Source organism: Sphingobium sp. PNB, from assembly GCF_019873065.1.
GTDB lineage: Bacteria > Pseudomonadota > Alphaproteobacteria > Sphingomonadales > Sphingomonadaceae > Sphingobium > Sphingobium fuliginis.
On record NZ_JAINEZ010000009.1, the window covers coordinates 28,463 to 50,764 of the forward strand.

The window sequence follows — 22,302 nt, forward strand, 5'->3', positions numbered from 1 at the left end:
GCCTTAAACACGCGACCTCAATGGCCGCCGGGCGCGCTGTCCAGTTCCCCCTTGGTGAGCTGCAGCACCGACATCATCAGCGCGACATCGAGCAGCCGCGTGCCCTGGTCGAGCATGCGGATGATGCCGTTCATGAGCGGTCGGGCCATGTCGCGGCCCTGGATGGTTGCGCGAAACCGGTCGCCGCGCTTGATGAGCCAGCCGCGCCCGGTCATGTGGCCGACGCTATCGGCAAGGGACTCACCCGGAATCCCGCAGTCGAACCATCGCCCTACTCCATCGTGAATCTCCTGCGCGCGCATCGGCGAAGGGCTGCGATAGACGCAGATGAAGATGGCAAGCTCGAAGGCGGTCATGTCCCATCCAAAGGGAGCGCGGGGCGCCATCATCTCATTGGCCATGGAGATCATAATATCCCTGTATCTTCGCTTGAATGTCCGTCATGGTCTGGACTTCATCAGGCAGCTTGGCCGCGTCCATGAACTCGGAATAGACTTCGGTAAAATCCATCACCGAGAGATCGAGGCTCGCAAACTCCTCGATGGTAAAGCCCTTGCACTGCTCCTTCTTGGGCTTGTCCCAGGGCTTGTTCAGCTGGATACGGCCCTGTTCCTGCAGGATGCGCGAGAGCTTGCTCTCAAAACAGCAATAGGCGGTACGCTTGGTCTTGCAGATGCCCAGGATGCTGGACGAGCAATAGGTGCCGACCTTGTGGCAAAAGCCCATCCGGTCCTTGATATCGAGCTTCATCTCGCCCTGCGAGCAGGCGAAGAGCGTCAAGAAAGGCGTCGCCAACGCCGCGATCGCGGCGGGGCCGCCGGCAAGCGCCGCCGCGCCCGCGCCGATGGTCAACAGCCCGGAGGTCTTCCCCGCGCAGCAGTTGATGAGCCCAAATACCGGCTTGTGGCAGCTGTCCCGTTCCCCTGAAAAGACGGTGAAATTATTTTCGTCAAACTCCTTGCCGGCTTGGTCGATCGAGTGGAGCGCCACCAGCGCGTCCTTGAACTCGGTCGAGGCCTCACGGACGATCGGTTCACAGTCGCCGTTGATGCAGTAGACGTCGCCGCCGCAAATATATTGCTTCTCCGCACCCCGTTCGCTCTGCGGCACCGGGCAGCGATAGACATTTTCAAAGACCTTGCAGGCGCCAGGGTCGTAGGCCGGATCCTCCTCGTCATCGATGCATTCCTTGCGCAGGAAGCTGCATTGGGCATTGGCCTCCAGATCAGCGCAGTCATTGCCCTCGCCGATAATGGTGCATTGGTAGCTGTTCGCTTTGGCCCAGCAATCCTGTGTGACGCTCACCCCATCGACCATCCGGGTCCTGGGTTCGCTGTCCGTGCAGACCGACGATGTGAGCGTGCATTGTCCATTGCGGACCGGCGCAACGCAGGAAGCCAGGTCATCCGCCGTTCCGACATGCACCTTGGTCGTGCCGCTCCCTAAGTCCACCACCGGCGCCGGGGTGAAGCAGCCGAAGGCATCGCAATATTTCTTGCCGTTTGTCGACGCTGCGGGCGCCGTGCAGCTATAGGTGCGCACGGTGTTGGATTGATAAAGCGAGCGATCCTTATTGAGGCGGCCCACATAGCGGCGCTCTACGGTGAAGCTCGTGCTTTCGAGGCTACACGTCGGGGCGGTTTCAAAGCCGGTGCAACTGCTGCTGCTCGTGTTGGGATCCCATCGGATCTGCTTATGCCACACCTCATTATACCAGTAGCCGCAGCTGTACCGGTATGCCGTCTTCTCCTCAAACTGCGGAACCTGGGGCACGGTGCAGCTGGGCTGGCTCTGGTCAACGCTGGCGCCGGCATTGCAGGTTGCCTCATAGCTGCTGGACTGCCCGTCGCCCGGCGGCAGCGCGGTGCAACTGCCACTCGTGCCGCCGATCTCCTGGCCCTGCAAATAGCTGCCCGGATCATTCTCAATCGTGGTCGCCCTGCTGGCTGTCGACTTGATCTCGTCATTGTCGAAGGTCGCCCGTGTTCGATCCGCGTCCGTGGTGATCCGGTAGCTCTCGCTCGTGGATTTGAGCGCCGCACTGTCATTTTCGAGTTTCTCAGGGTCATCGAAATAGTCCCCCTGCTGCAGGCTCGACCCAGCATAGCCCGGCACGGCCTCAGCCTGCGATTGCTCGCTGGGCACCAGCGCGCCGTTCGACCGCATGGCGTTGCCGAGACCCTTCCCCTCTTCCCGCGCCTGTTCCTGCGTCATTTGCGCGTATAATGGCGCTGCCGCGGCCGCAGCGCTGATCAGCAGCAGCAGCGCGGCCCTGTATCTCACGGCTTTGCCCGGTCCATATGAGCGAGCGCGATTCCTGCAACCTGTGCGCCTGGCCCATGGCCTTCCGCAAAGCTGCTGAGCGCATAGCGGACCGTCACATTGCCCGTCATCCGGTCATGCGGCGGCACCCGTGTCTGGCAATCAAAGCCCGCACAGACGTCAAAATCGGAGGAGACCGCGACATAGGTCGGGACCGCCGCCACATCGAAGGCGCGGAAGAGACGTGGATCGATGCCGATATTCGCCATATCCTGTTCGTCCACGATTTTCCCAAGCTGGCCGGCGAAGACCTTCATGCTGTTGCCGGGAAAACCGCGAAATACGACGATGCCGCCGGCCGCCGCTGTATCCCGCACCATCTGCTTTAAAGACGCTGGCGGCATGGAGAGGCTGGCAAAGGCGATGAACTGCGGTGCCTCGCCGGGCTTGGCGGTGAGATTCTGCGCCGCCCCCTCGACGATCGCGTCAAAGTCGATGGGGCCGGCAGGTCCGGTCGGGAGATCACTCGCGGCGACCCGCTTCATATTTTCCGTGCCGTACTCATGCACGCTGAGCGCCTCTTCCCGGAATGCGTCGCCCCGATCCTTGACCTCATCGACAAAGGCATTCGCTTCCGCCTGCATGTCCGCCGCGCGCTTCTTGACCGCCTGGACGTCGATCCCCTCGACAGTCTGGGCGAGCAGTGCCGAGAGGCCGGCGGTGGCGAAAAGGGCGGCAAGCCCGATCCTGGCGAGATGCATGGCGTCCCTCCCCTAAAACACGCAGCAGTTGCGCTTGCGCCAGACCAGATAGCCCATATCCTCGCCGACGGCGGGGAAGGCCCGGCCCGCGTCGGGCGGAAAGGTCGAGGCGCCGATCGCCGAACATGCGAAACGTCCCGAGACCGTCGGGATTGGGTTCACCATCTGGAAGCGATATTGCTGCTTGCGCATGATCGGCATCAGATATTTCTTGCACAGGCCCTTGGACCCCATCGTCCCCCAGGCCAGCGCCTGGCGGTGCATCTTGTAGGCGAAGCGCGACAGGGCGAGCCGGGAGGATTGCACATGGCCGATCGATGAGGGAATATTTCCGTTCATGGGATACATGGACCCCTGGCAGCCCGCACACCAGAAGAGCGGATCGAGCGGCACGCCGACGGTGCCCGCGATGCAGTCCGCGGCGCAAGCGGCCTGCGCGACGGGGTTGGCAAAGACGATCGCTTCGGGGTTGATGAGGCCCGAGAGCGCATCATCCTGCCAGAGCGGGTCGACCTCAGTCATATAGGCGATGTCGAAGCTCGCCTGCTCGAAGCAGACGAAGTCGGTCAATACCTCCATCCAATAGAGCAGCGGATAGACATACCAGTGGACATGCCATTTGGCGGTGCTTTGCGAGCGCCCCCCGACCATCGAGGGCCCGGTCATATAGCCCTGGCCGATATCGAAGCCGGGCGCGACGCGGATGCCGCCGAGATTGGGGAAGCACCAGGGCTTCATGGTGACATCGGCGAGGCGTGCCGGTTCCCAGAAGCCGACCGAAATGCCGATGCGCGGGAGCGGGTCGGCGCAGGCGCAGATGGGCGAGGCGGGATTGCCGGTATCGGGCCGGTTGCCCGGCCAGATCTTCGTGCCGCCGACCGAAAGAGGAAACAGGCAGGACCAGCAGACATCCGTGATGGGATTGGCGAATTTGCCGTGACAGGTCGGCCCCGCTGCCTCGGCGCGCTGCGGGGTGAGAGCGAACGCCGCCAGCAGGCCGAGGATCATCAGCAAGGCGCGAAGGCTGCGCATCATTCGCCCTCCCCGGCTTGGGTGAGCCACTCCGTGTCCGCCCGATTCTTGACGCGGAGATAGATGAGGCTGTGGGTGGCGGTGAGGAGCATGAGCCCGGCGATGAGGAGCGAGGCCCTGCTGCCGAGGAGTTGCTTCAATGGGTCGAGCAGCAGGATGGTGGTGGCGAGGGCGAGGTAAAGACCCTGCCAGACATGCCGCATCGCCCGCAGGAACCGGGTTTCGGGCGCCGCCATCGGCGTGCGCAGGAGATCGAGCCAGAGCGGCATCATCCGGCCCTCTTCGCGTCGAGCAGCAGCTCTTCGATCTGCATGACCCGGCCCGCAGGCCGCACCACGGCGGGCGTGTGCTGGATGCCGAACCTGGCGGTAAGCCGCCCCTCCTGATCGAAATAGAAACGGCGTTTGCGGTTGGTCATCTCATCGATCGGTGAGCCGCTGACCAGGATGATCTTCGCCTTGGCGTCGCTGTACCGGGTCGTCGCCCAGGTCATCTGGGCCGCGTCGTCGCCATTGACGAACACCAGCGCCTGGGTGAGCCGCACAAAATCGAGCGGATTGATCTTCTGCCCCGCCGCCGCAATAAGTGTCCCCTTCTGGTCCCTGATATCCTGCTCGAGCGTGACCGTCGGATCGAACTGCCAGCTGCGCGCCGCCTGCGCAGGCGTGATTCCGGCCACGGGATCGGGCCGGCGGACCTTGGCTTCCACCCTCTTGGCAAAAGCCGCGTTCATCCGCGCCAGTTCGCCGCTCGCCTCGGCGCGTTTCAGCCGCGCTTCGATAGTGGCCAGGAGATCGGGTTCGATGACCGGGAAGGTTTGGCCGACCGCGCCATAGTCCCGCGCTTCCGAACGCATTGGGCCGATGATCAGCAGGGCACCCGCCAGCGCAGCGCCGGCGATGGGGACGGTGAGCAGCACCCTCACAGCACGGGCACCCCTGCCCCGAAGATTTGCCGCGCGCAGACAAGACCAATCTCGCCATAGCGGCTGTCGAACCCGTCCTTGTGCGGCGTGCCGACATAATAGCAGCTATTCGGGATCACGCCGGTCGGTCCCGGCGTTAGCCGCTCGCCGAGGCGCGTACGCGCCTTCCTATGCGCGACCGGCCGACCGTTGATGCGAACGTCGGTGCCGTCATGGCTGATGACATCGCCCGGCATGCCGTAGACAATCTTGCCGAATAGCGGCGTTGGGTTCCCGAAGTGCCGTCGCACCAGCGCATTGGCGGGCGGATCGAAGAAGATATAGTCACCGCGCGCCGGAACCTTGGTGCGGTGGATCAGGAACGCCCAGTTGGGCAGCGAGTCGGTGAGGTTGATCAGCACCGCATGGCGCTCGCGCCAACCGTGAAGGGCCTGCCAGGCGCCATAGCCGATGACGGCGATGCCGAGCAGCGCCCAGAGCCGCTTGCGCGGACGCCAGCCCGATACGCGCGGGCTATCACTGACCACCAGCGCCATCGTGCCCTCCAAAGCTTGAGACCGAAGCGCCCATCCCGCCGGGATACTCACCTGCCAGAGGCACGGGCGCGAATGGTGACGAGGCTCCGGCGGGCGACGGCATGGCGGGCATCGGCGACGGAGCAGACGCCTGCGATTGTGGAGTTGGCATTGGCCCTTCAAGACCACCGGTCTCGCGCTGAAGGCTCAGCAATTGCTGGGCGCTCGCTTGCTTTGGCATGGCGATGCCCGAGGCATAGACGGCCTTTTTGATGCTCTCGGTGATGTCCGGCACATTTTTGGACAGGACCGCCTCGCCCACCATGACGATCTCGCCCTGGCGCGAGCGTCGTTGCAACTCCTGGTCGAGCGTGCCCATGAAACGGCGCATTTCGGCCTCGACCTGGGCGGGCGAGGATGCCGAATGCGCCTGCGCCTGGACATATTCGCCGACAATGGTCGAGAGGCGCGCCGACACGATCCGCTCGGCCGGTGGCGCGAGCAAGGTCTTGGTGACCCACATGCCCCAGACCAGGGCCGCGGCCAACGCCGCGCCACCCAGAAGCTGGCCGCGGGTGAAGCCTGCAAACAGGCTGGTACGGCGTGGACGGAGGACGGGGTCCGGCGCGGGCAGATCGAGTTCCTGCTGCTCAGCCATGGCGGGCGCTCCTCTGCGGCGCGGGCAGGATATGATGGCGGCGCAGGATCATGAGGAGAAGGGCCGCGCCGCAATAGATGGCGACGGCCAAGTGCCGGAAAGCGGCAAGCCGCGCAGGATCGGCCGCCAAATAGCGCGTGGTGAAATTATGGAGCTGGATCACCATGCCATCGATTGAAAAGCCGCCGATCGCGAAGAAGAACAGGGCAAGGAGACCCCAGCTCAGGAGCAGGGTCGTGGCCAAAAAGCCCGCCAGTTTCAGCGTCAGCGCTGCCAGGCCCGCCCAAAACTGGCGCGACCGCCGCCGCTCCGCTCTCCGCACGATCTCCTCACTAGCACTGATTGTCAGTTCTCGCATGACTCCATCACTCCGCTGTCAGGGGAAGATCGCCCGGGTCCGCCGACCATTTTTCCGGCATGTCCGGGAATGCGACGCGCTCGATCGCCTGCTCCATGGTGAGACCCTGCGCCACCAGGTGTTCGATCGCAGCGAAGGTCCTGGGGCTCGATGAAAAGAGCGTCGCGCTATAGGGATCGAGCACGAGGCGGCCGACCGCCAATGTCTCGGGTCCCTTGATCATGATATCGGAATACTCAAAACCGTTGCGTTTCAGCGACCGCAGCAATGCATCGGTATAGTCATCCATCTCGAAGCGGTCATGCTTCTTGAAGTCGGCAATGGTTTCCGGCTTCTGCTGGAGAATGACGAACCAGTCGCTATTTTCGAGTGCCGCGATCGATCCTGGCGACTTATAATAGTCGTTCAAGGACTGGGTCGCCGTTACCAGCGACGCGCCATATTTGCGGCAGGTGCGCGCATAAGTCTCGATGAAGTCCGCCATCGCGCCGCCGCGCAGCATCTGCCAGGCCTCGTCCAGGAGCAAGGCCTTGGGGATCGATCGGTCAATCTTGCGCATCATCTGCTGGGAGAGGAACATGATCGCGGTGAGCACCACGCTGCGCAATTCCTCGCGCGCGGAAAGATCGGAAAGCTCGAAGACGGTGAGGTCCGCCGACAGTTCGAACGACACCTCGCCTTCGAAAAATTTGCCGAACGTACCGCGCGACGAGAAGGGCCGCATGGCGATGCCCAGCGCATTGGCAAGTTCGTTGCCGGTCCGGTCGAGCGCCGCGATCACATCATCGATGCACCCGGATCGCCCCTTTTCTTCCCAGACCTCATTCACCGCCCCGTCGATGAGGCCCCGCTCGGTATCGTTCAGCCGGTCGATATGGCGGGCCATCTGGTTCACAATGGCTTTCAGCATCGCCATGCAGTCGAGCTGATAATCCTCGTCGCGCGCGGCGAGATCGGCGTCGATCATGCTGAAGGGATTGAGGCAGAAGCCCGAGGACATGGTGAACTCGACAAAGGCGCCACCCTGGAGCTTGGCGCTGTGCTCGAACGAGCGACCGTCGTCGATCACCACCACCCGCGCGCCCGCGCCGCAGAGCGAGGCGCAGAGTTCCTGGAGGGCGACCGATTTGCCCGACCCCGATTTGCCGAACACCGCGACATTATGATTGCCCGCCGCATTCTCGAAGGGTGACCAAAAGAAGGGCTGGCCCCGCCGGCCGATCAACAGCAGATGCGGCGTCCGGCCGCCCAGATACTCGCCCTGGATCGGCGCCAGATTGGCGGCCGTAGTGGTCAGCATCGTGCGCATCCGCTTCATGCGCTCGAGATCCTTGGAAAGGCCGTTCGCCATCGTCATGGGCATGGCGCAGAGCAGGCCCATGACCTGGAGATAGCGATCGTCGAGCAGATCCCAGCCCGCCGCGCGATAGACGGATTTGAGGACCCGCTCATGGGTATCCCCCTTCCCCTTGGGCGAGAAGGCCGTAACCGAATAGAAGAGGCGCACGAGCTTGCGTCCCTGCTTCATCTCGTCATTCACATAGCGCCATTCCTGGCTCTGCTCCTTCAATTGCGGCAGGAAGCGCGCCGACTTGCTGTCGGCCAGGCTGGTCGTGCGCATGAATTTGAAGCCCGCCTTGCTGGACGCTGCCTCGACATCGGGAAAATCGATGCAGAGATTGGTGGCGACCGGACAGGGCATGCGCAGCTTGTCGGTGAACATGTCGCCGATCAGCCGCGCGACATCCCAAGGCGCCCAGCGCTGGGGCAAGTTGCGCACCGAAAAGGAGCGGACATCGAAGGTGTCGGGGTAAATCTCGCCGATCTCGGGGGTACCGTCGATCTCGCGGCCGGTGGGACGGAAGCGCTCGGTGCGCAGCAATATGCGATCCGCCTCAACCCGCATCTCGACATCGCGCCGGATCGCCTGGTCGGCGATGGGATCGAACGCATTATAGCTCACCGCGTCGTCGCCCGGCGCGGTGGTGGGCGAGGTGATGTCGTCGATCCACGCGATGAGCGCGGGCGGGTCCATTTTGCGGGCGGTGACGTTGATCGAGGCCAGCGCGGAAATGAGCCCGTCCATGACGCCGACAATCTCCTCGTTGGAGACGCGCGAACTTTCCGGCGTCGAATAGGAGATGGCGACACGGTGGTTTCGCAGGCCAAAGGGCGCGTCGGCCGAGAGCGAGGTCCAGACGCCCTGGGTCATATGCTCGACCCGGTGCTTGGCCATGCGCTCGTAAATCCCGTGCGCCCGGTAACGCGGCACATACCATTTGGAGAGCAGCTCGCCGACGCGCGGGCTCATCCATTGGTGAAATTGCAGGCAGCCGGGCGTCGGGATCGCTTCGGAGAGGAATTGCGCAAGGATCTCGCCGCTGCGCTCATCCGCGCCCACCATCGGCGCCACCTCCAGCACGAAGCCGCGCGAGGCGCTGTTGTAGAAGATGCCGCTCTTCGCGTCGTAGCTGCGGTAGGGCAACCAATGCGCCAGCATCGGGACGCCGAGATCCGGGCGGCCGCTGTCCGGGCGCTTGGTGTCGCCCAGCATCCCCGCCATCAGGCGCTCGAAAATATTGGGATCAGCCATCATTCATCCTCCGGGATGGCGGCAGGAAAGGCGGTTGCCCGCACGATGGGTTGGACGACCGGCTTAGGCGACGCGGGCACGGAAACTGCGGCGGCGCCTTTCGCCGGAACCAGCTTGCTCGGAAGCGCCGCTGGGGTAGATGAGGCCGCTTGCGGCGCGGAAGGTGTCGGAACCGACGGCGAACCGGCCCGCGCGGCGGTCCCAAGCCGACGCGCCACATCAGCCTTGATGGCCGCTACGGGATCCGCCTTCCGCGCCCGCGCCGCTTCGACGGCTGCCGGCGTCGGCAGATCGGGATCAACGGCGAGCGGTGGTTCGGTGGTAGTGACGGCCTCGGCCAGGCTCTGCATCTGCGGCGCGGCCGAAAACGCGTTGCGCGGCAGGACCGCTTCCTGAGGTTCGGGCGCGCTCTGCCATTCTCCCTGGGCGACCACGGCGCGGATGGCGCTCGCTTCATGGAGCCGACCGCCTTCATCGATGAAAGCCGGGAACACAATGCGCATCAACCGCTCGCGGCTGCGCGTGGCGTCGGCGCTGACCGCCATGCGCACCGGCTCAGCCGCCGCGACCTTGGTGGCCGCCGGACTCTTGCGCTGCTCCTCATAGGGCCCTGCTGGGGTCGGCGTGGCCGAGGGATCATCGGTGATCATGGCGAGCGCTCGATCATCGATGACCGCGCTCGGCGCACAAATGCCATCGGGCGCGGCGCAGGCGAAACTGCCCTTCACATTACCGCCAAGGCTCGCGCAGCCGGTTGAAAGAAGGCAAGCCAGGACGCTGCTGATCATCGCGGCCAGCGGCCTTGTCGTGACGGCCCCGCTCACGACCGTGCGTCCTTAAGCCAGGCTTCGAGAAATTCGCGCGGGCGATACCCTTCCAGCACCGCACCGTCGCTGCGGACGATGACCGGCGTGCCATTGAGGCCGTGTTTGTGAGCAAAAGCCTCATTGGCATCAAGCCCCGACGTGTCGCAGGTCGCGCCGCCCGCCAGCGGCTCTCCGGCATAGGCGGCGTGTACGGCCCGCTCCTTGTCCTTCGCGCAATAGACGCGGTCGGCAATGTCGCGGCTGCCCAGGACCGATATCGGCCGCTCGATCACCTTGACGTTCATCGAACGCAGGACATTGGACAGCGCGCGGCAATAGCTGCAGCGAAAATCGGTGAAGATGGTGAGGCTCTGGCCCTGCGGATTGCCCCAGATGATGGCGCCGTCCTTGCCGAGGCTTTCGAGTGAGAGCTTGGGCGATCGGCGTTCCGGTGTCGGCTTTTCCATCCGGCCACCCTTGGCGGCAGCGGCGAAGGCGGCCTTTTGCGCATCCTCGCCCGTCAGGTTCGCCGCCGCATTGGCCGAGGCTGCCGCGCCCACCAGCATGTCGGGGTTCATCTCCAGCAGCTTGGCTGCCGTCAGGTCCTGGCGGGTCTGCATGTCATAGACACGGCCGATGATGAGGTAGCGTGCGGCGGGATCGACATAGAAGAGATTGGCGCCGGCGGTGATTTCGCACAAGCCACTGACCTTCTGGCAATCGACTGCGCCAACCTGGGTCTTGGGGAGCCGGGCCTTCAGCGCCTCTCTGACCCCGCCCTCCGCGCCGCCAACATCGGCCGCGAGGCTGAGGCTCGCGAGGCCGACGCAACCGAAGGCTAACCCGATCGATGCAGGTCGATATGAGAGGAAGCGCCCAAGGCGCCGCAGCCTAGTTGCGAACATAAACACCCTCCAGGAAGACGATCTCGACATCGATGCCGGTCGGCATCTCGATCACCGGCTGATATTGCTCGGCCCGTTCGATCAGATATTTGGACACAATGTCGCCGGTTTGGGCGACGCCTTCGCCAAGCCCGCCTTCGAGGATGTCCCCGGTCGAGAGCTTGTCACGCTTGCCATTGGTCGAGATGTTGGTGCCCTGGAACACACTGTTCGCATTGGCCGAAAAGCCGCGGCCAAAGCCGCCCACCAGGCCCGCCATGAAGGCCTGGGTGACCAGCGATCCCTCGCGCGACACCACCCGGCCGCGCACGCCCGTCTTGCCGCCAAAGGCGATGAACCCCTTGACCTCGGACACCGCATAGCGGCCGCCCGGTTGCGGGCAGGTCATCTTCTGGAGCTTCACATAGACTTTCTCGCTCGAGAGATCGCCGCGCGCGGCACCATTGATGAGACAGCCTTCGATTTTGGTCGTGAGCAGCTTGCCATTGGCGAAGACCGAGCGAGCGGGACCGGTGATGCGCAGCACGACGGGCAACGGATCGGTCTGGCTGTTGACGCCCGCGCTTGCATCGACCCCGACAATCACCCGCGCGCGAGCGAAACTGTTGGGCGGGAGATAATTGGGGCTGTCGGTATAGACGGTATTGCCCTTGGCGACCTTGGACGCGATCCCACTATCGCTGCTGGTGAAACTCACCATCTTGACCTCATTGCCGCGGGGGAGCGCATCGGCGCGCACCGCACCTGCGTCGCCCGGTGCATCGGGCCGCTGATAGACTTGCGGGCCATTGGGGCCGTAGAGCGCGGAAGGGCCTGCCATCGCTGGCTGTGCCGTGCGCCGCTCGGAAATCTGGCGCTTCAATTGCTCATTTTCTGCCTGATAAGCGGTCAGCACCCGCTGCCCGTCGGCCTGCATCGACTGGTTCTGGGCTTTCAGCGCCTCGACCTGCGAGGCGAGCTGGTCCATCCGCCGCTGCTGGCCGCCCACGGCCTTCAGCTGATTTTCCTGGGCCTGGAACTGGTTTTCCGACATCGCCATCCACTCCTGCTGGGAGAGGTTGCGGTTCACCAGATCCTTGGTCGAGACATCGATTTCTTCGCCGCTTGTGGCTTTGGGATCCTCCTTTTTCTCGTCACCGCTGAAGATCCAGAAGGAGGAGGCGATGAGGCCGATGCCGGCTGCGCCGGCGAGAAGCAGTTGCTGCTTGCGGCGGACGGCCTCGTTGCCGGCGAGGTCAGCGCTGACAGGGGAGACGCCCTCGCCCGCCTCCTGATCGGCATCGAGCGTCCGGCGCTTGCGCGAAAAAAGATCAGCCAATGCCATCAGGGCCTCCCATTTTGCGATACGAGATAGGCGGTCGTGATCTTGCCGGGGCCGAGGCGCGGCTCGGCGATCGAGACGGCCAGCGTGCCCGACGGCGCAACCGTCGCTTCATTAAGCTCGATGGCCGCCGCCCCCTTATTCTCGATGCGCAGCACCTTGCCGGTCAAATCCGCGCCGCGATATTCCGCGATCATCTGCACCTTGAGCGTGCCCACATAGACAGGGCGGAGCGAACGCTGCCGCATCTCGTAGCCCGGCGCCGAGCCATTGGCGGCCATCGCCTGCATCAAGGCAACCGCCGCGTCCTGCGGTCCGATCTTGCCCTGCGGGCTATTCTCCTCCGCTCTCTCACGAGCGATGGCGGGATTGGTGACGAAGATCTGCGCGGCCTGATCGCCTGTGATCCGGCAGAGGAACTTGTAGACATAGCCGCGCTTGCTCGTTCCGAAGAAGGACAGCGCACCTTTCTGGAAACCGTCGGGCACCGAGAGATAGATGTCGCCGCGAACAGGCTCGTTCACCACCGAGAAATCCTCGGTCGGGTTGCCGGTCGAGATTTTCGACACGCTGGCAAACTCATCTTCAACCAGGCTGATGCGGGTCAGGTCCTTGGCTGATGCCTGGCAATCGACCTGCGCACTGTCGGCCGCCACGATATTCTGGTCGGCAAAGGCCGGTGCGCTGATGAGGAGCATCGCCAGCCCGAGCAGGAGCAGGCCGATCATCCGGCTTGCAAAACATTGGAGACGGGAGAGAAAGGCAAGGCCGCCCGCTGCGCTGCCGATGACATAAGCCGACATCATGACGCCCTCCCCTTCTCACGGTGGCCCTTCTCATCCTCCACCATGCCAAAGCCGATGAGCCTCAGGGTGAGGCCCGCATATTCCCAGCGGTAGCGGAAGGTGCGCAGCTGTTTGGAGACGACCTTGCTGCCGACGATGGTGTGGAGTTCGCCGGTCACCTCCGAGCTGAGCGCCTTCGTATCGATGGTCATCGACTGGATGGTGAAGAACTGCGATATCGACGACCCGCGCTGCTCCTCGACAATGCGCATAAGATCGGCCTTGAGTTTGCCCTGTGCCCGCGGCGAAGCGATGGCGAGCACGCTCTCCATCCAATATTCGAGATTTTGCGGATTGCGATCGAGGGTCAGCACCACGACATCACGCGTGATCATCTCCAGATAGTCCCGGCTGACGCCCGAACTGGAAATGGTGAGCGGCGAGCGCAGGACCGGCTGGAGCACGATCTCCCGACCGCGAAAAAGGGTCATGGTCAGCAGCAGCAGGCTGAATGCCCCGAGCGCCGCGACGGCCGCGAACAGCAGATTGCGTTGCCGCAGGATTCGCTGGTGGTGCGAATGTTGGTAGCTAAGGTCCATATCAGCCTGCCATCAGCCGGAGATAGGAAGGTGGTGTGGCTCTCAGGCCCGTAAAACCGGCCGGAAGATGCCAATAGGCCAGGTGCAAAAGCCATGATCCCGCCCGGCCAGCCTTTGCCTTTTTAAGTCCCCACCAACCCGCGCCCGCAAGCGCTACGCCAATGAAGATATGCTGGGTCAGGATACCCCACGTGAACGGTATGATCAGCGCGAGGAACTCATCCAGCGTCCAGAGCCCTATCAATTCAGGATCATCCAGATGAGCCGGGATCACATATTTGTCCTGTGCCATACACCACCCTCTTGTCGGTCCGGCGTGGCTGAAAGCCACTATGGACCACTTGAAGCTTCAGATCGTCGCGGTGACGGTGGAGGTGACGATGGGAACGCCGGTGCCCGCGCCCACGCCGACGCCCACGGGGATGGCGATCTGTCCCAGCGAGAAACGGCCCGATGCGAGACCCACGACCCCGCCGACCAGCGAGAGGATGGTGATGATCCGACCGCCCGAGCCTTCGAGAAACCCGGTGAAGGTGTTTTCCGCCGTATCGAAGGTCGTGTCGGCGCCGGCAAAGGCGGGGCCAACCATCAGCAGCAGGGCAAAGCCGAGAAAAGCGAGCGCGAGCACCGCCATCTCCAAGCGCCCGGCCTGTTTCAGAACAGACTGCATGAGATGTTCCTTATGTTCCGAGCGCGGCTGATCCGTGCTCCAGAGAAAGGCTGGGTGCGTTCCGGCTCTTCACCAAGAAGGAAGCGGCGAAAAAGTCCTCAAATCAGAAAATAAATGGACAATCCCGTGAGCCTCGACAGAAAATTGCGCGAAACTGTCCGCGCTCGCGGGCAACTGTCCGATCTCGCGGATTTCTGCCCGCGATTGCGGACAGTTGAATATTGCATTGAAGCTGATTCGGACAGTCTTCACGGATTTGCCGATTTGAAGATATCATCCATCTCAGGGCGTCATGATATCGAAACCGACCAGAACTTCACTTGCTCCGGCGGCAAAACAGGATGCTCGGGCTCGCTCCTTTGACTCGGTTCCCGCAATCGCATGAAAATTGATTGAATATCGAATTCGCCGGGCCGCATCTTGCACTGCGGCAAGTCAGTTGGTCCCTTGAATTCAAGGGCCAGCAGCTTTCCGTTTGGGCCAAGAACGATGGGTCGGGCAGCCCATTTCTTAGCCCAACTATGCGCAAATCCGGGGGAAAAGTAACGAGCGACCAACAGGGAGAAAGACATGGTATGGCAATCTGACGGTGATGACCCCAATCAATCCAGTTCCAGGTCCAATGACAGGCGCGCGGATGTGCAGGCGGGCTTTCTTGCCGTTATCCTCGAAGATATGGCGCACAAGCGCCTGAGTGTCCGCGATCTTTCCGGCGCGACAGGCATCGGCAAAAGTCGCCTGGGCGCTGTTCTGCACCGCAATGTGGCCAAGCGGCCGCCGATCACCGTGCCCGAGCTTGCAATGCTGCTCGACGCGCTCGACATCCATATCCTGCAGGCCTGGCTCAGGGGCGAAGCACTCATCCATATCGGATTATATGGCGATAGCCGGCTGAACCGGCTCTTGCCCCTGCTCGCGGAATTCTATCTCGATCTCCCCCGCAAGCTGCTCGACGCTCTGGCGCAGATCGAAGGCGCTGACGGCACGGAGCTGCGCCGTGGATGGTCGGAGCCCTTCTCCAACGCGGTTGCCAAGCGCATGGCGCATGAGATCACCCGCGTCGTTGAACGGCGCAATGCGCTCACCGATCTGCGCTTCTGATCCGTTCCTGAAATGTCGAAACTCGCACGATGCGGTATGGGCCTTGGTCCCACCCATCGCCGGGCATCGGCAGCGTTTCCATGCGCCGGTTCGGTACCGCGACACCGCTCAGCAGCGACCAATTGTGCAATATGGCGTCGACATAGAGCCGGGTTTCTCGGATGCGCGGGATCGTCGCGTTGCGAACCCGGCCAGGCCCGGCATTATAGGCGGCAAGCGCCAGATGGACCTGACCGAAACGATCGAGCTGTCGGCGCAGATAGCGCGCACCACCGCGCAAATTCTGGTCAGCCGCGTAGCGATCGACCCCCAATTCCGCTGCTGTGTCGGGCATGAGCTGGGTCAATCCATAGGCATTTTTGGACGAGAAAATATGATGGCGATAACGACTCTCCTGGATGATCATCGCGTCGAACAGGCCGACCGGGATGCCGAATTCGCAGGCAACCTGGCTCATCAGGCCATAATAGCCCTGCCGCCGGTTCTCCGCGTCCGCCTTGAGAAACCCTGTCGGGCGGTAGGCAATGGGCAGGCAAGCCGGTACCCAGCGCGCCGCCGCCGAAGGATAGAGCGGCGAGCGGGTCATCCACGACGGGATTGTCAGGGCACCCGTGGGCGTTTCGGTGTTCGCCGGGCCGCCGCGACCAAGGTCGTTCCAGCTATCAATGGGCACCGGCCCCCGCTCCGCAAAACTGTTCGCCATCTCGATTTCGACCGATCGACGATGAGGGCCACCTGCAAGCGCGACGTGCCCTTCACCAAGGCGTTCGACGACTGCGCCGGTCATCGCATTCGGTCCGTTTTCCCCATCTACAGATGGACTTCCGCCCATCGTGATCATCTGCACGATCCGCACATTCCTGGGAGGCGCAGCATCTGCGGCATCGGTCCCCACGAGCATCATTCCAGCAAACAGCAACGCCTTGTGCATACCATCCTCCTGACTGTTGAAGCCCAAGTGGAGATCAGCGCCATGGCGGCTGTCAATTCGGAGCATCCGGACACCCCTCCCCTCGGTGCCGCTCGGCGAGGCCCTCATGTGGTTAATTGATCGCAATAGCGACGGCCTCCAGACACGGCGCATAGCCCTCCCTCCCCCTGTCCGCATGGCGCTCGTCCGCTGGTATGAAGGCGTGGGTGATCATCATGATGAGGAGGCGGGCATTCTCCTCGTCCAGCAGGCGCGCATTGGCGAGAAGTGGATTGCCTGTGATTGCCTGGAGGAGGGTCAGCCGCCGCCCATCCTGACGCCGGCCTATTTGAGCGAAGCGGAAACCTATTATCTGCGGCGGCTCACCAGTGCGAAGCGGCCCGAACATCGGACCGACTGCCCCTTCTTCCGCGACCAGGCGACGAACCGCATTACCGAGGTGCGAAGCCCTCTCAACCCGGCTGATCCGCCCGCAGGCTTTTTCGAGGTCTTGCGCCCCGCCCCTCAAAATCTCGCCCAAAAGCCGGAAGAGGATTTGACCGATGACCGTACGCGAAACGCGTCGATCCCCCGTCTCGCGCGCTTACTCTGGCGACTGATCGACGCTGCGGGCCTCAACCATTGCCAGCCTATCAGTCACCAACACCGTCCCATGTCGATCGGGGACGAGTTCAAAGCCTTGGGACAGGCCGCCGCCAAGATCGAGATCGCGCCTGGCATGGAACTGGCGAGCGCGTTCTGGACCCATGCCGGGCCGCTTCACAGCAAACAGGTCTATGCCTCGCTGCGCAGGCTCTCCGAGCGATGGCCGCACGGCCATGCGCCCCAGGCTTTCCTCACCCTGTTCGCCCCTGCCTTCCAAGGCAGCAGTATCGATGTGCCCGGCTGCGATCCGGTGCTGATTGCCAATCGCGTGCAGTCGCCATCGGTGCGGACCAATGTCATCAAAGGCCCCTATCTCGCCCTGGTCGTTATCGGGCAATATCCAGAGTCCCGCGGCTTCGCGCCACTGCGCGCCTATGCACAGCCCATCTACTCAGGACGCCGCTTTGTTCCAGTAGATAGCGAGTTCGAACGACTGGTCCTGCGACAGCTTTTGGAAGCCCAGCAGCATCTCAATCGCATGAATATTGATCTCTCGATCGAAAAGCCGGTCTTCGATCGACTAACCGACTTCGGACCATGCAGGCCCGATTTCATGATCGAGGCTCGTTCGCGGGAGTCCGGCGAAGTACGGCAATTGATCATCGAGGCGATGGGTTTTCACGACGATGTCTACCTCGCGGCGAAGGCCGTCACCTTGCCACGCATGCAACAGATCGCGCCTGTCTTGCCAGTCACACCGAAGGACGCGGAGCGCCGACGAATAGGGCCAATGTTGATCGACATGATCCTGTCATGACTTTAATCTGATTCACCATATTTTTTACAGGACAGACGCAACTGGAACCATGGCAGACGCCAAGTCGTTCACTCATCTCGTCTTGATCGATGCAATTGGAGATTTACATTTTTCTGGATTGCGCGCATGAGGCGCAGAACATCCCTCGAAGACGGGTCCGCGAGCATGGCCGACAACAATTCTTCCGATATCACTACCCTCACTGTTCAGTTGGTGAGCGCATTCGTCTCCAACAATACGGTACCGAGTGCCGACCTTGCCGGCCTGATCCAGTCGACGCGCGCCGCGCTCGTCAATGAACTCAATCCGGCCCCGGCAGAATCCGAAGCGCCGACTTACACGCCGGCTGTCTCGGTACGTAAGAGCCTGTCTTCGCCCGATCACATTCTGAGCCTGATTGACGGCAAGCCGTATAAGACTTTGAAGCGCCACCTCGCCTCGCATGGCCTCACCCCGGAGGAATATCGCGCCCGCTATAATCTGGCCAAAAGCTATCCGCTGGTCGCCAGCAGCTACTCGGACGCGCGCCGCGCCGTTGCCTCGAAGATCGGCCTTGGCCGCAAGTCCGTTACTCCGGCTGCCCCCGCCGCCGAAGTGAAGCCGGCCGCTGCCGCCCCGAGCGCACCCGCTCCGGCAAAGTCGAAAGCCCCGGTCAAGGCAGCGCCCAAGCCCGCTCCCGCCAAGAAGGCCGTGAATGGTGATGCCAAGGCGAAGCCTGCTGCTCTTTCGGCCGCGGCAACGGCCGCGCCGAAGAGTTCCACCCCGGTGAAATCAGCGCCTGCCGCAGAGGCCAAGGCCCCACCGGCAAAGGCTGATGCGCGCAAGCGCCTGTCGATCGCCGCACCCAAGGATGAAAAGCCCGCTGCAAAGACTGAAGCTGCCGCCAAGCCGGAAGTGAAGACTGTTGCCGCTCCCAAGGCGAAAGCCGCGCCCAAGGCCAAGCCGGCTGCTGCGCCTAAGGCGGCCAAACCTGCGGATGCCCCGAAAAAGGCCGCCAAGACAGCCGCCCCGGCGTTGAATGGGGATGCGAAGGCCAAGGCGGAGGTGCCCCCGGCCAACGGCTGATCGCCGGACGCCAAATAGACCTGCAATTTTGAAGGCAGCCCCGCATTGTCGGGGCTGTTCTTTCATCAGCAGTCAATCGATGTCGGACAGCCGCAAAAATCTCCGGCGTTTACGCCCAGCATAATTCTCATCTTTAGTGGCCTTCGAAGTAACGCTCGATGTCCAGGCGACCATTGAGAACATTCACGATTTCCACACGCTCCTCGCCGTAACGAAAGAAAATGACATACCCCTGATGCGGAAGAGACCGGATGTCGGACCGCAATTCAGGGCGATGGGTTCCAAGCGTACCGGGCAGATCGGCAAGATTGTCGCATCGGGCCACGAGTTTTTCGACAAAGGCTTGAGCGACCGCCAGATCCCCGCTTTCAGCCGCGATACGACGCAGGACGTCAGCCAGATCGTTTCTGGCTGACGTCAGATAGACGAGGCGACGCACTCAGTTTTTTGCTGCGGTTCAATTCTTCCGACACACGCGTCAGATGACTCCGCACATCGTCAGCGTCATGTTCGCCACGCGCGGCGATCGAAGCGTTCAGCGTGTCTCGCAGCGATATTAGCTTGACCTCCCGTTCCTCGACCAGGCGAAGGCCTTCGCGCACAACCTCACTTGCCGAACCGTAACGGCCGGATTTAACCACGGTTTCCACAAAGCCTTCCCAGCGTTCGCCAACAGAAACGTTCACCCGACCCTCCATTCATGTCCCTCAGCGGCATAGCATGATAACATAAGATGCGCAATTTTTGACATAGCGGCCTGCCGCACCACTACAAGTGATTGGAGGGCAGACAGATTCGAAAGGCGCGGTTCGAACTGGCATTCGGGTCGACGGCCGTCGACTCTGAGGACGGTGGTCGGGATCACGTTGGCTCTATCTATGCGGATCCCGAACCGTCGCGATCCACTGCGCCAAAGTGCAGGCAGCTATCGCTGTTAGCCCAATGCGGAGACCTAAACTTTCACAAAAAAGCCCTTTTGGTTTGAAATGTTATTCCGACGAAAAGATGCACCGAACATGATGGCTCGCTCAGGTTTCGGCAAGCCGCCCCTTTCTCAACCCAGCCGGCAAAGCGGCGGACTTACGCGATTTGCCTTTCTGCAGCTCCAACCATTTCTCGGCATAAGTGTCGCGCTGGCGGACGTGCGCGACCCATTCATTGACGAGCCTAGACATGCCGCCAATCATGGCGCCGGGTTCCAGGAATATCATATCCTCGCCGAGTTTTTCATGGAGTTCGCGCATGAAAGAAATGACGATACTCATCCCTTTATTGTCAGCGCAGAGCAGAGCAAACTCCGGCGACCCGATCTGGAGAACCGACCACAGTGCATCGGCATCGCTATTCGTTGCCTCGGCAAATCGGCAGACCCGCTCATAGCTTATCCGCCCCTTGCCAGATTCCAGATGCTCGTAGGACCGCACAGGGAGACCCATGACCTTCGCGACCTCGGATGGCTTCAGACGGCGCTCCGTGCGGATCATGCGCATGGCCTTCGCGATCAGCTCCACGTCGAGCGTCTCTTCGGTCGATTTTTCCCTCATCTCCACATCTTTCCCATGCATTCCGGCTGGCCCGGCGCTGACAGGGAGCAACGCCAGTTGCACAAGAAAACCAGAAAATCAGGCACAAATAAACCGTTGATTTTAAATGGATCGGCTAAATGCCGAATCCGCGCCATTTTTTGGCGTGATATGCGCAAATAGCTGCGGGAAATCGGCAGACAACTGCGGGCTTTGACCCCAATATCCGAAACGTGCTCCATTTAACCCCATATGGATCAAATTGTCCTCGCCAGCGGCTTGCATGACCGCAACTTCCATGATTCCGAATTGGAAGGGACGCAGAATGTTCATGGGCACCTCAGAAGACAGGGCGTATCTACAAGCCTATAAAGCCATCCGTCAGGCACTACGCGAGCGCTATTGGCCCGAAGGCCAACATGTCTCGGTCGCCAGGTGCGCAGAAAGCTGCAAATTCAGCCCAACGCCGGTTCGTGAAGCCATGGCCCGCCTCGCGGGCGAAGGCCTGCTCGATGAGCGGCGCGGCCTTGGCTATTTCGTACCCCGGCTTGGCCCGGTGGAGTTGAGCGAGCTCTACACTGTCGCGCAGAGCACGGCGGTTTCGCTGCTGAGTGAACCGGTCGTTCTGTCCGCTAACGTCGCGGGCAATGGCGCTGAGGAAACACTGTTCGACAGCGGGACCATATTGGTGACGCTCGCTGGCCAGACCGCGAATTCACTGCTCTGCCTGATCGCCGCCAATCTCGATGCAAGGCTGGCGCCCGTGCAACCCGCCGAAGCGACAATGTTCAACCCGACAGCTGAGTCCGCTGAGTTTCTCGCCCTTATTGCCGCGGGCGATCGGCGACTCCTCCAGCGCTTTACCAACGCCTATTACAGCCGCCGTCGCAAAGCCGCCCTTGAAATCGCGCGGCGACACGATTCCCTCGCACGATCGGCTACACAATGAAAATAGTCTCAATATCATTTGAATAGCTTCGGGCCGGGGCGCCTCATGAACATGCCGATGTTCGGCAAATCCAATGAAGGAGGTTCGTGATGACCAAAGTGAAGACCATTCGCTTGCGGCGCCTCGGCAGCGTCTCCCGCGACACCAAGGCGATCGTTCAGACCGGCGAACAGGAAGAATTTCTGCCCGTCCTGTCCTACGCCTGACCCCACCGGGAGCGGCCTTCTTTTGTGGAGGCCGCTCCTCCCTTTCATGAAATAGCTCGGCGCACTGTGACCTTCGCGGCTCACCGCCGGGACGATGACCTTCATACCCCCAAGGAGGTTTGTAATGACCAAGCCACTGACCCTGCGCCTTCGGCGCCTAGGCAGCGTTTCGCGCGATACCCGTGCGATCACGCAGATGGGCGAGAGCGAAGACTTCATGCCTGTCCTCTGCTGGCCCTGACCTTCAACGGGAGCGGCTCCAAATCTGACGCCGCTCCCCATTTTCCTGGGCTGCTTTCCATGCCACTCACCACTGCACCCCATGTTCGTGCCGCCGATGTCGGCAAAGACCTCATCCTCCTCGACCTTTCCGACGACAGCTATCTGTGTCTGCAGGGCGCTGATGGCGAGGATGTCATTCTCGCCCTTCGCGGTGATGACCATGATCCCGGCAATCCCGTCATCCGTGAAGTGATCGATGCAGGGCTGCTCCGCGCAGTGGACAACCATGTCCCGACCATACTCGATCCGACATGGCCGGTCGATGGCATGCCGCCGCGCGGCAACGCCCTTGCCAGCCTGACCCTCATTCCCGCTGTGATCCTGGGCCTCGTCCACTATGGGCTTCGCCGCAAGGCGCTGCTGCGCCGCCCGATCCGTACCGCTGCGAAAGTGAGGCTGGATGATGCAGGGGTCATACGTCTCGTTCAGCGTTTCAGGCAGTTGCGGATTCTGCTGCCGCGCAGTGGTCGCTGTTTTGTTCAGTCCTGGCTCCTGCTCCGCCTGCTGCGCAAGCGCGGCGTAGCGGCAGAATGGATTTTTGGCGTTCGCACCTATCCCTTCGAAGCCCATTGCTGGGTCGAATGGCAGGGGCGTGTTCTCAATGACTGGGCCGATCATGTCCGCTGGTACGACCCCATTGCCCGCTTCTGATC

The 22,302-nt window shown here is 62.1% G+C and carries 28 protein-coding genes; 6 read left to right on the forward strand and 22 right to left on the reverse strand.

The window, feature by feature from the left end:
- Positions 1–17 precede the first annotated feature (17 nt).
- From K7W03_RS05150 to K7W03_RS05230, 17 genes are read right to left on the reverse strand one after another with little or no spacing between them, the layout of a single operon-like run.
- The gene (locus K7W03_RS05150) at positions 18–401 is read right to left on the reverse strand and encodes a hypothetical protein (protein WP_226869716.1); all 384 of its coding nucleotides are present in this window, start codon (positions 399–401) and stop codon (positions 18–20) included.
- Positions 391–2,283 carry a conjugal transfer protein TraN gene (locus K7W03_RS05155; protein WP_046766237.1) on the reverse strand — a complete coding sequence of 631 codons (1,893 nt, stop codon included), beginning with the start codon at positions 2,281–2,283 and terminating at the stop codon, positions 391–393. Before K7W03_RS05155 ends, K7W03_RS05150 begins: the two co-directional genes overlap by 11 nt.
- Positions 2,280–3,023 carry a type-F conjugative transfer system pilin assembly protein TrbC gene (gene trbC / locus K7W03_RS05160; RefSeq protein WP_046766238.1) on the reverse strand — a complete coding sequence of 248 codons (744 nt, stop codon included), beginning with the start codon at positions 3,021–3,023 and terminating at the stop codon, positions 2,280–2,282. Before trbC ends, K7W03_RS05155 begins: the two co-directional genes overlap by 4 nt.
- 12 nt (positions 3,024–3,035) lie before the next feature.
- Positions 3,036–4,055, reverse strand: a complete 1,020-nt coding sequence (traU, locus tag K7W03_RS05165; protein ID WP_405053758.1) for a conjugal transfer pilus assembly protein TraU — start codon at positions 4,053–4,055, stop codon at positions 3,036–3,038.
- Positions 4,055–4,327 (reverse strand): hypothetical protein, encoded by a 273-nt coding sequence (locus K7W03_RS05170; protein WP_319024297.1) that lies wholly within the window; start codon positions 4,325–4,327, stop codon positions 4,055–4,057. The genes traU and K7W03_RS05170 overlap by 1 nt, the downstream gene beginning before the upstream one ends.
- Complete coding sequence (traW, locus tag K7W03_RS05175; protein ID WP_046766240.1) at positions 4,324–4,980, reverse strand: type-F conjugative transfer system protein TraW; 657 nt, start codon at positions 4,978–4,980, stop codon at positions 4,324–4,326. The genes K7W03_RS05170 and traW overlap by 4 nt, the downstream gene beginning before the upstream one ends.
- A complete protein-coding gene (locus K7W03_RS05180; protein WP_046766241.1) occupies positions 4,977–5,516 on the reverse strand; it encodes a S26 family signal peptidase in 540 nt (179 codons plus the stop codon). Before K7W03_RS05180 ends, traW begins: the two co-directional genes overlap by 4 nt.
- A complete protein-coding gene (locus K7W03_RS05185) occupies positions 5,497–6,153 on the reverse strand; it encodes a type-F conjugative transfer system protein TrbI (protein WP_046766242.1) in 657 nt (218 codons plus the stop codon). Before K7W03_RS05185 ends, K7W03_RS05180 begins: the two co-directional genes overlap by 20 nt.
- Positions 6,146–6,511 carry a hypothetical protein gene (locus tag K7W03_RS05190; RefSeq protein ID WP_046766243.1) on the reverse strand — a complete coding sequence of 122 codons (366 nt, stop codon included), beginning with the start codon at positions 6,509–6,511 and terminating at the stop codon, positions 6,146–6,148. The genes K7W03_RS05185 and K7W03_RS05190 overlap by 8 nt, the downstream gene beginning before the upstream one ends.
- Positions 6,512–6,518: 7 nt before the next feature.
- Positions 6,519–9,104: a type IV secretion system protein TraC gene (gene traC / locus K7W03_RS05195; protein ID WP_046766244.1), complete on the reverse strand. Its 2,586-nt coding sequence runs from the start codon at positions 9,102–9,104 to the stop codon at positions 6,519–6,521.
- A complete protein-coding gene (locus K7W03_RS05200; RefSeq protein WP_061938797.1) occupies positions 9,104–9,928 on the reverse strand; it encodes a hypothetical protein in 825 nt (274 codons plus the stop codon). Before K7W03_RS05200 ends, traC begins: the two co-directional genes overlap by 1 nt.
- Positions 9,925–10,815, reverse strand: coding sequence for a DsbC family protein (locus tag K7W03_RS05205; RefSeq protein ID WP_046766246.1), 891 nt, complete (start codon positions 10,813–10,815; stop codon positions 9,925–9,927). Before K7W03_RS05205 ends, K7W03_RS05200 begins: the two co-directional genes overlap by 4 nt.
- On the reverse strand, positions 10,802–12,139 hold the full coding sequence (locus K7W03_RS05210; protein ID WP_046766247.1) for a TraB/VirB10 family protein: 1,338 nt from the start codon (positions 12,137–12,139) through the stop codon (positions 10,802–10,804). Before K7W03_RS05210 ends, K7W03_RS05205 begins: the two co-directional genes overlap by 14 nt.
- Positions 12,139–12,942 (reverse strand): type-F conjugative transfer system secretin TraK, encoded by an 804-nt coding sequence (locus K7W03_RS05215; RefSeq protein ID WP_046766248.1) that lies wholly within the window; start codon positions 12,940–12,942, stop codon positions 12,139–12,141. Before K7W03_RS05215 ends, K7W03_RS05210 begins: the two co-directional genes overlap by 1 nt.
- Positions 12,939–13,520 carry a type IV conjugative transfer system protein TraE gene (locus tag K7W03_RS05220; protein ID WP_046766249.1) on the reverse strand — a complete coding sequence of 194 codons (582 nt, stop codon included), beginning with the start codon at positions 13,518–13,520 and terminating at the stop codon, positions 12,939–12,941. Before K7W03_RS05220 ends, K7W03_RS05215 begins: the two co-directional genes overlap by 4 nt.
- Before the next feature lies 1 nt (position 13,521).
- A complete protein-coding gene (gene traL, locus K7W03_RS05225) occupies positions 13,522–13,812 on the reverse strand; it encodes a type IV conjugative transfer system protein TraL (RefSeq protein WP_046766250.1) in 291 nt (96 codons plus the stop codon).
- 57 nt (positions 13,813–13,869) lie between these two features.
- The gene (locus K7W03_RS05230) at positions 13,870–14,190 is read right to left on the reverse strand and encodes a hypothetical protein (RefSeq protein ID WP_046766251.1); all 321 of its coding nucleotides are present in this window, start codon (positions 14,188–14,190) and stop codon (positions 13,870–13,872) included.
- Positions 14,191–14,304: 114 nt separating this feature from the next.
- Here K7W03_RS05230 and K7W03_RS05235 point away from each other — a divergent pair, with 114 nt between their 5' ends.
- A complete protein-coding gene (locus K7W03_RS05235) occupies positions 14,305–14,553 on the forward strand; it encodes a hypothetical protein (RefSeq protein ID WP_139111428.1) in 249 nt (82 codons plus the stop codon).
- A gap of 207 nt (positions 14,554–14,760) precedes the next feature.
- Positions 14,761–15,291: a hypothetical protein gene (locus K7W03_RS05240; RefSeq protein WP_052757584.1), complete on the forward strand. Its 531-nt coding sequence runs from the start codon at positions 14,761–14,763 to the stop codon at positions 15,289–15,291.
- Here K7W03_RS05240 and K7W03_RS05245 read toward each other — a convergent pair.
- A complete protein-coding gene (locus tag K7W03_RS05245) occupies positions 15,272–16,288 on the reverse strand; it encodes a lytic transglycosylase domain-containing protein (protein ID WP_052757585.1) in 1,017 nt (338 codons plus the stop codon). The genes K7W03_RS05240 and K7W03_RS05245 overlap by 20 nt on opposite strands.
- A gap of 40 nt (positions 16,289–16,328) precedes the next feature.
- On the opposite strand from K7W03_RS05245, the gene K7W03_RS05250 reads away from it, so the two are divergent.
- The gene (locus tag K7W03_RS05250; RefSeq protein WP_061938803.1) at positions 16,329–17,624 is read left to right on the forward strand and encodes a hypothetical protein; all 1,296 of its coding nucleotides are present in this window, start codon (positions 16,329–16,331) and stop codon (positions 17,622–17,624) included.
- Between the two features lie 165 nt (positions 17,625–17,789).
- Positions 17,790–18,689 (forward strand): MucR family transcriptional regulator, encoded by a 900-nt coding sequence (locus K7W03_RS05255; RefSeq protein WP_046766253.1) that lies wholly within the window; start codon positions 17,790–17,792, stop codon positions 18,687–18,689.
- Positions 18,690–18,822: 133 nt separating this feature from the next.
- Here the strand turns inward: K7W03_RS05255 and K7W03_RS05260 are convergent, their stop codons facing one another.
- The 4 genes from K7W03_RS05260 to K7W03_RS05275 all read right to left on the reverse strand — a co-directional run bounded on the left by K7W03_RS05260 (position 18,823) and on the right by K7W03_RS05275 (position 20,545).
- Positions 18,823–19,128: a type II toxin-antitoxin system RelE/ParE family toxin gene (locus K7W03_RS05260; protein ID WP_076605793.1), complete on the reverse strand. Its 306-nt coding sequence runs from the start codon at positions 19,126–19,128 to the stop codon at positions 18,823–18,825.
- Complete coding sequence (locus tag K7W03_RS05265) at positions 19,082–19,375, reverse strand: type II toxin-antitoxin system ParD family antitoxin (protein WP_076605794.1); 294 nt, start codon at positions 19,373–19,375, stop codon at positions 19,082–19,084. Before K7W03_RS05265 ends, K7W03_RS05260 begins: the two co-directional genes overlap by 47 nt.
- Positions 19,376–19,717: 342 nt before the next feature.
- Complete coding sequence (locus K7W03_RS05270; protein WP_052757586.1) at positions 19,718–20,233, reverse strand: helix-turn-helix domain-containing protein; 516 nt, start codon at positions 20,231–20,233, stop codon at positions 19,718–19,720.
- A gap of 102 nt (positions 20,234–20,335) precedes the next feature.
- The gene (locus K7W03_RS05275) at positions 20,336–20,545 is read right to left on the reverse strand and encodes a hypothetical protein (protein WP_046766255.1); all 210 of its coding nucleotides are present in this window, start codon (positions 20,543–20,545) and stop codon (positions 20,336–20,338) included.
- Between K7W03_RS05275 and K7W03_RS05280 the strand changes: the two genes are divergently transcribed.
- The gene (locus tag K7W03_RS05280; protein ID WP_061938806.1) at positions 20,538–21,161 is read left to right on the forward strand and encodes a GntR family transcriptional regulator; all 624 of its coding nucleotides are present in this window, start codon (positions 20,538–20,540) and stop codon (positions 21,159–21,161) included. The two genes, K7W03_RS05275 and K7W03_RS05280, sit on opposite strands and share 8 nt — an antisense overlap.
- Positions 21,162–21,667: 506 nt before the next feature.
- Positions 21,668–22,300 carry a lasso peptide biosynthesis B2 protein gene (locus K7W03_RS05285; RefSeq protein WP_046766257.1) on the forward strand — a complete coding sequence of 211 codons (633 nt, stop codon included), beginning with the start codon at positions 21,668–21,670 and terminating at the stop codon, positions 22,298–22,300.
- The last annotated feature ends 2 nt before the right edge of the window (positions 22,301–22,302 follow it).